Genomic DNA, 7,817 nt, shown 5'->3' on the forward strand with positions numbered 1-7,817 from the left:
CTCCGTATCAATGATATTGAAGCGCTCGATGATTTCATCGGATGGCCCGATATCCGTTCCGATCCAGCGTCGGTCTTTAAGCTCGGCCACAATATAGGTGGAACCCGAACCGCCGAAGGGATCAAACACTAGATCACCCGGTTGTGAGGCCATCTCAATGACCCGGTCCAAGAGTTTAATGGACAATTCATTTGAGTTTTTCCGTCTCTTATATTTGGCATGTCGAACCGGAGGAATATCCGTCCAGATATCCGTAATATTCACACCCTTCTTGTTCATCTTGGATTTATACCCGCCATAGTCCTTCAGGTCTCCATAGCATTTGGGGCAGATCTGCATGGGGATGCGGTCGGGTGCAAAAAAGTTGGCCTTCTTCCCCTTGGTATAATAGAGCAGTGAATAATGAGAGGGATACAGGCGGCCCTTGATGGGGAGGCTGGATTTAAGATCCACAGCGATCCAATTCTTAAAATAGAGAGACTTGTTCAATCTCTTTGAAATTTCGATGTTCCATCGGGGCAGATTCCACAGGAATAGGGCCCCTCCAGGCTTCAGAATCCGGCACATTTCATCCACCCAGCCGTTCATCCAGCGTATGTACTCTTCCTCTTTAATCAGATCGTTCATCCGGGAAGGGTATTTTTTATTCAGATTAAAGGGAGGATCTGCAAAAATCAGATCCAGGCTGTTATCCTCCATGCCGGCCATGACATCCAGGCAGTCATTCCGGTAGAGAATTCCATTCGGAGTATGCATTGTTGGATTGAGTTTTTTAGTTGTCGGTTTTTTTGATTTTAATTCGGGAATGAAAGAGAGATTCTTCTGGAGGTATTCAAGGGTCCCCCCGTCCACGACTCCCCAGAGGACCTTCAATTGGGCACTGTTATATTGAAAATACCCGGAAAGCCTCTTTAAATGCTCTTCCGAGGGCAGTTTCCTGTCGTGAAAGTAACTATTGAGCGTATCATAGGGGATTTCAAGACCTTCAGAGAGTTTCTTTAATTCTATCGGAGTTCTGGAGAAAAAATCGGAGCTTGGACTCATGAAAATGATTTTAGAATGATCATATCACTTTGTCGAGGACTTATGATAGAAAAGCTCGGGAACCTGATCATGGTTCATGATTCTTATGGAATATAAAAACAATAATGAGTTCATTTTTTTTATTAATCTCTTAACTTCATACTGGGAAGGCCGATATATCGGCGGTTAAAAGTATATCTTTAATTTTATTTTAGTTTAAAGAATTCTACCCCCGATACAGATAAAGACGGATGAAATATCTGCCCAGGCAAGGATGCCTGAAAATGTACTAAACCACGGAGGAACTATGATTATCAATCACAACATTACCGCCATGACTGCAAACAGAAACCTGAGTATTGCCGGCAGCAACACAGCCAGTAACATGGAAAAACTATCATCTGGAATGAGGATCAACAAAGCCGGAGACGATGCTTCAGGACTGGCTGTTTCAGAGAAAATGCGCTCACAGATCCGAGGCCTGAATCAGGCTTCCCGGAATGCGGCAGACGGTGTTTCTTTTATCCAGACAACAGAAGGGTTTCTACAGGAGACGACTGATATTATTCAGAGAGTCAGAGAACTGGCCGTTCAGTCTTCCAACGGTATTTATACAGCCGAAGACAGAATGCAGATCCAGGTTGAAGTCTCTCAGCTGATTGATGAATTGGACCGTGTTGCATCTCATGCACAGTTTAACGGTATGAATATGCTGACCGGCCGATTTGCAGCCGATACGGGCAACAACACAGTGACAGGCGAAATGACCTTTCACATCGGTGCGAATATGGACCAGAAAGAACAGGTTTTCATAGGAACAATGACCGCAGAGGCCTTGGGAATACGTCAGATAGGGAATGGTGAGATCATGTCGATCTCAACTCCTGAACAGTCTAACAGAAACATCGGAGTCCTTGATAATGCTCTAAAGACTGTGAACAAGCAGAGAGCGGACCTGGGTGCCTACCAGAACAGACTGGAAATGGCGATCAAGGGAATTGATATCGGTTCTGAAAACCTTCAGGCTGCCGAGTCAAGAATCCGGGACCTGGATATGGCTAAAGAAACTGTTGACTTCACCAAGAATCAGATTCTGTCTCAGGCAAGCAACGCCATGCTGGCTCAGGCAAATCAGAGAACTCAGTCAGTTCTTCAACTGCTGCAGTAATCTAAGATTCTTTCTCTGGACGAAAAAAAATACCCCGGCTTACCGGGGTATTTTTTTATTCTTTCAGGGGGCTATTTCCCAATGACCTTAATTTTTTTCGGTTTCACAGATTCAGGATGATAACTTCCCAGGGTCTGAGGAAGAGTCCCGAGACATTCTGTCTGACCTGGCTGTAATTGGAGAGAAGGACCTGTTCATCCTTGAATTTTTTCACTCTATGAGCCGCTATCTCTGAACTCAGATTCAAAACAACCAAAATTGATTCTCCCTTATATTCTCTTCTATAGACAAAGACAGTAGGGTCTGATTTTTCAAAAACCATGGAACCATAGGCCAGGCAGGGATGGCTCTTTCTGAGGCTGATGGCTTTTTTGTAATAGCTGAGTATGGAATCGGGATTTTTTTCCTGTTGGGCCACATTGATGTGCTCCCAGTTCTGAGCCATCATGATCCAGGGTTCTTCTTTGCTGAATCCGCCGAAGGGAGAATTATCCCACTGCATGGGTGTGCGGCTGTTATCCCGGCCCCATTTGATGATCTCCTTCATCACCAGGGCTGTATCTTCACCCCTCACTTCAGCCCTGCGATATTTAGCAATGGTATGAGGATCCCGGAACTGATCCAGTCTTGCAAAACCGGCATTCTTCATTCCGATTTCGTCCCCCTGATAAAGAAATGGCGTACCCCACTGGGTCAGGATCATGGTCGCCAGACAGGTAGCCGATTCCTTCCAGAACCGGTCTGCAGCCCCTGCAACCGAAACCATCCTGGCCAGGTCATGATTTCCCAGAAAAATAGCATCCCAACCCTCCCGGGAGAGCTGCTGATACCACTGTTGATAAAATTTCTTATAGTTCTGAGCCGGATTATCCTCAAAATCCCCTTCTTCCAGAAACCCCAGATGAAAGATCATATCAAACTCATGACGTTTCTTATCCACATAGAGCCTGGCGCTTTCGGGAGTGGAACCGCCGGTTTCACCTACTGTCACAGGATCATACAGACTGAACACTTTTTTATGCATCTCCTGAAGGTACTGATGCACCAGATCATGGTTCCGGAAGTGGCAGAACTGTCTGCTTTCACCCGGGGCATGAATATAATCGGGATTCCCTTCGGGTTTACCAATAAGATGAATGGCGTCCAGACGGAGGCCATCGATCCCCTTCTCGAGCCACCAGGCCACCATGCGGTGGATCTCCTTGCGGAGCTCTTCGTTCCGCCAGTTCAGATCGGGCTGTTTCACCCCGAAGATATGGAGATAATACTGACCGGTTTTCTTATCAAACTCCCAGGCTTCGGGGCAGAAATAGGAATCCCAGTTGTTGGGTTCATCCGCCCAGATGTACCAGTCCCTCTTAGGATTATCCAGACTGCTTCTGGATTCAATAAACCAGGAATGTTCATCCGAACTATGGTTGAGAACCAGGTCCATCATGATCCCGATATTCCTCTTGTGAGCTTCCTCCAGGAGGGTATCCAGATCCTCCATGCTGCCCATCTCAGTCATAATATTCTGATAGTCGGAAATGTCATAACCCATGTCGTCATTGGGAGAGGAACAGAAGGGACTGATCCAGAGCATATCTACACCCAGGGCTTCCAGATAGTCCAGCTTTTCGGTGATGCCTGCCAGATCTCCTATACCGTCACCATTGGTATCATTGAAACTGCGCGTATAGATCTGGTAAATCACCATTTCCTGCAATGGTTTGTGATGGAACATGTTCTATCTCCTGATGTTTTTTTTCGGCAAGCCATAAAATAGCGGATAACCCCTCTGGTTGGCAATCCCTGGAGATTGAGTAGAAAATAATTATGACTGATTTAACAGTGATTTTTATGATACCCTTTCATCATGACTGAAACAGAACTGAAAACCTTGAAAGAATTGATTATTAAAACCATGGGTCAACTTGAAGAGAGTGATACCTATCTTCAAGAGGCGACTCAGCCCATAGAGCCTTCGGTAGCCTTGGGGCGATTGACCCGGATGGAAGCCATCGGAGAGAAAAGTGTGAATGAGGCCATGCATATCAAGGTGAAGCAGCGCCTGGAAAGGCTTAAAAATGCCCTGGACCGCATCGAAGACGGGAGTTATGGAGTCTGTGTCCGCTGCCGGAAGGAAATGCCCTTCGGCAGGCTGGAGGCGGTTCCCGAATCTCTGGTATGCGTACCCTGTATGGAGAAAAAGAGTTGAGAAACTATTCTAAAGATCTGCTGCTGTCGCGTAAAATCAATTTTGTTTCGACGATGCAGTGACCCGAGACCGGGACAGCCCCTTCCAGACGGGCAAGGCTTTTATGGCGATCTCCAGATCGAAGCTCTTTCTTGTGCAAAGGCTTTCCATTACAATAGAATAGACACTACCGATTTCTCGGCAGAAGGAAAAGAAATGAGTCATACCATCAAAGGAATAATTTTCGATTTGGACGGTGTTCTTGTTGATACCGCTAAATATCATTTTCAAGCCTGGAGCCAGCTGGGAGAATCCCTTGGATTTACATTTACACTGGAAGACAATGAACGCTTGAAGGGTGTTTCACGCCTGGCATCCCTCGAAATTCTGCTTTCAATTGGAAAAGTGAACCTTTCTGATGAAGAGAAAAAGTCGGCCATGGAAAAAAAGAATAAGAACTATGTGAACATGATCAGCCAGATGACCCCGGAGGGAATACTTCCCGGAGCCCTGGATCTGCTGCTGGAGCTGAAAGACAAAGGTGTAAAAACAGCACTGGGATCGGCCAGTAAAAATGCCCCCCTGATTCTGGAGAAAACCGGATTGGCTGACTATCTGGATGCCGTTGTCGACGGCAATAGAACCAGCCGGGCGAAACCGGACCCGGAAGTATTTTTGCTGGCCGCAGAGGACCTGTCCCTCCCCCCCGAAGAGTGTCTCGTCTTTGAAGATGCGGAAGCCGGCATTGAAGCCGCCCGGAATGCCGGGATGAAAACAGTGGGTATCGGACATAGGGATCAGCTGGGGAAAGCCGATCTGCTCTACCCCGATCTTATAGGAGTCACCTGGTCCAGGATCAGCGAAAAATTATCAGCCCTCGGAGGATAAGAGATGAAAGATTATATCCTACCGAATTCCTGGAAAATTATAGAAGAAGGATTTAATCCTGAATTCAATCGAATCTCGGAAAGCCTCTGTAGTCTTGGTAACGGCCACATGGGACAGAGGGGAAATTTCGAAGAAACCTATTCGGGAGATACCCTGCAGGGAAATTACATGGCAGGAGTCTACTACCCGGATAAGACGATTGTGGGCTGGTGGAAAAACGGATATCCCGAGTACTTCGCCAAGGTTCTCAATGCACCTAATTGGATCGGTCTGAAGATCAGCATAGATGAGTGTGAACTGGATCTGGCTCAGGCTATTGTGGAAGAGTTTCACAGGGAGCTGGATATGAAGACGGGCATTCTAAACAGGATGGTCCGTCTCAAGATAAATCAAACCACAGTGGTAGAGATCGACAGCAGCCGTTTCGTCTCCATGGTCCGCCCGGAAGTGGGATGCCTCCGCTATGCTCTGCGCCTGGTTGAGGGCGGCGGTACCGTCATGATCTCCAGCTTCATCGATGGCAATATCTACAATGAGGATGCCAACTACCATGAATACTTCTGGGAGCACAAGGGAGAATCCATTGACAGCGATTCCGTGGCCCTTGTTGTTGAAACAAAAAAGACAGGATTCACCCTGGCCAGCCGGGTTGGGACTATGGTCACAAAACAGAATACCCGGGGCAGGAACTCCCGGGTGCCCCCCCTGGAATCTCAGAAAAAAGACGGCTGGGCCGCTCAGAATTTCAGCCTGGAGCTGCAGGAAGGGGAATCACTCGTCATCGAAAAAATGACCTCCTGCCTGACCGATCGGGATCATCCGGTACAGGAGCTGCTCCCCCGGGGCAAAGAAGTACTGAACAAGGCCCGGAAAGCCGGCTTTGCAGCCCTCCGGGAGGAACACTGTTCTCAATGGGCACAGATATGGGAACAGAGTGACATTACCATCGACGGTGATGTGTCTGCTCAGCAGGGAATCCGTTTCAATATTTTCCAGCTGAAACAAACCTATACAGGAAAAGACGAACGCCTCAATATCGGACCCAAAGGGTTTACAGGAGAGAAATACGGCGGAGCCTCCTACTGGGATACCGAAGCCTACTGTCTGCCCTTCTTTTTGAGCACAGCCGATTCCTCCATTGCCCGGCAGCTGCTGGTCTACCGCCATAAGCATCTGGAGAGGGCCATTGAAAATGCTGAGAAACTGGGTTTTACCGGCGGTGCAGCCCTCTACCCCATGGTCACCATGAACGGAGAAGAGTGTCATAATGAATGGGAAATCACCTTTGAAGAGATTCACAGGAACGGCGCCATCGCCCATGCAATTTACGACTACATCAACTGTACAGGAGACAAAGACTACCTCCTCCCCTGGGGCATGGAAGTCCTCACCGGGATCTCCCGTTTCTGGGCGCAGCGGGTCAACTGGTCGGAAGCAAAACAAAAATATGTCATCCTGGGGGTGACGGGTCCGAATGAGTATGAAAACAACGTCCATAACAACTGGTACACCAACACTATTGCCGCCTGGACACTTCGCTATACAGCCCAATGCGCCGCAGCATTGGAAAAGGAAAAGCCCTCAGAATACAAGGCACTGGCGGAAAAGAACAAGCTCTACCCGGCAGAATTGACTCTGTTTACTACAATAGCAGATCAGATGTATCTGCCTGAGGATAAAGAGCGGGGCGTCTTCTTACAGCAGGACGGCTTTCTGGATAAAGAGGTCCGGACCGTGAAGACCCTGAGGGATGAAGACAGACCACTGAATCAGAAATGGTCCTGGGACCGGATTCTCCGCTCCTGTTTTATCAAACAGGCCGATGTGCTTCAGGGGCTGTTCCTCTTTGAAGATGACTTTGATAAGGAAACACACAGACGCAATTTCGACTTCTATGAACCCATGACGGTTCATGAGTCCTCATTGAGTCCCTGCGTTCATACCATCCTGGCCCAATCTCTGGGTTACTCTGAGAAAGCCTATGAAATGTACGTCCGCGCAGCACGGCTGGATCTGGATGACTACAACAACGATACGGATGACGGCTGCCATATCACCAGTATGGCGGGCACCTGGATGTCTATCGTCATGGGATTCGGAGGCCTTCGTCACCGCAGGGAAGAACTCTTTCTCAACCCCGGCCTACCTGCCGGGTGGAAAGGGTACAGCTTCAAGCTGATGAATCATGGGGTGCTGATGCGGGTGGCTGTATCAGAAGGCCGAGTGGAAATTGAAAACCAGGGCAGCTCTCCTCTGAAAGTGAATCTGGGGACAAAAGATGATTTTAAAAGGATTGAATTGATGGCCGGTGAAAAGAGTTTTCATTAGCAGTCTGTTCCAGGTTACCCGGATTTCTGGTGATGCCGGCATCTTTTACAGTACAAATCCAATCAAAGCCCGGAAAAATGCTTCTATCACAAGATTCCTGCAGAAACAAGAGAGAGTCCCCATTCCGAAAGCTTATGAAATTACTTTAAATTCCAGGCTGATGATACCAGGTCCCTTTAATTCGAAATGAATATAATCCGGAACGCCGTATCAGCTGAGCATAAAAAAGCT

Annotated in this window: 7 protein-coding genes; 4 read left to right on the forward strand and 3 right to left on the reverse strand. The window is 47.8% G+C overall.

Annotation, left to right across the window (positions count from 1 at the left end; genetic code table 11):
* The coding region (locus tag PF479_RS04265) for a site-specific DNA-methyltransferase (RefSeq protein WP_298002526.1) at positions 1–1,044 on the reverse strand (1,044 nt) is incomplete at its 3' end.
* Between the two features lie 286 nt (positions 1,045–1,330).
* Here PF479_RS04265 and PF479_RS04270 point away from each other — a divergent pair.
* A complete protein-coding gene (locus PF479_RS04270) occupies positions 1,331–2,191 on the forward strand; it encodes a flagellin (protein WP_298002529.1) in 861 nt (286 codons plus the stop codon).
* Positions 2,192–2,294: 103 nt separating this feature from the next.
* On the opposite strand, the gene PF479_RS04275 is transcribed toward PF479_RS04270, so the two are convergent.
* On the reverse strand, positions 2,295–3,917 hold the full coding sequence (locus PF479_RS04275) for an alpha-glucosidase (protein ID WP_298002532.1): 1,623 nt from the start codon (positions 3,915–3,917) through the stop codon (positions 2,295–2,297).
* A gap of 132 nt (positions 3,918–4,049) precedes the next feature.
* Between PF479_RS04275 and PF479_RS04280 the strand changes: the two genes are divergently transcribed.
* On the forward strand, positions 4,050–4,391 hold the full coding sequence (locus tag PF479_RS04280) for a TraR/DksA C4-type zinc finger protein (RefSeq protein ID WP_298002535.1): 342 nt from the start codon (positions 4,050–4,052) through the stop codon (positions 4,389–4,391).
* A 4-nt stretch (positions 4,392–4,395) separates the two neighbouring features.
* Here the strand turns inward: PF479_RS04280 and PF479_RS04285 are convergent, their stop codons facing one another.
* Positions 4,396–4,530: a hypothetical protein gene (locus PF479_RS04285; protein ID WP_298002538.1), complete on the reverse strand. Its 135-nt coding sequence runs from the start codon at positions 4,528–4,530 to the stop codon at positions 4,396–4,398.
* A 56-nt stretch (positions 4,531–4,586) separates the two neighbouring features.
* Here PF479_RS04285 and pgmB point away from each other — a divergent pair, with 56 nt between their 5' ends.
* Together pgmB and PF479_RS04295 are read left to right on the forward strand one after the other, a co-directional pair.
* On the forward strand, positions 4,587–5,258 hold the full coding sequence (gene pgmB / locus PF479_RS04290) for a beta-phosphoglucomutase (RefSeq protein WP_298002541.1): 672 nt from the start codon (positions 4,587–4,589) through the stop codon (positions 5,256–5,258).
* 3 nt (positions 5,259–5,261) lie between these two features.
* The gene (locus PF479_RS04295; RefSeq protein WP_298002544.1) at positions 5,262–7,586 is read left to right on the forward strand and encodes a family 65 glycosyl hydrolase domain-containing protein; all 2,325 of its coding nucleotides are present in this window, start codon (positions 5,262–5,264) and stop codon (positions 7,584–7,586) included.
* The last annotated feature ends 231 nt before the right edge of the window (positions 7,587–7,817 follow it).

This window comes from Oceanispirochaeta sp. (assembly GCF_027859075.1).
Lineage (GTDB): Bacteria > Spirochaetota > Spirochaetia > DSM-2461 > DSM-2461 > Oceanispirochaeta.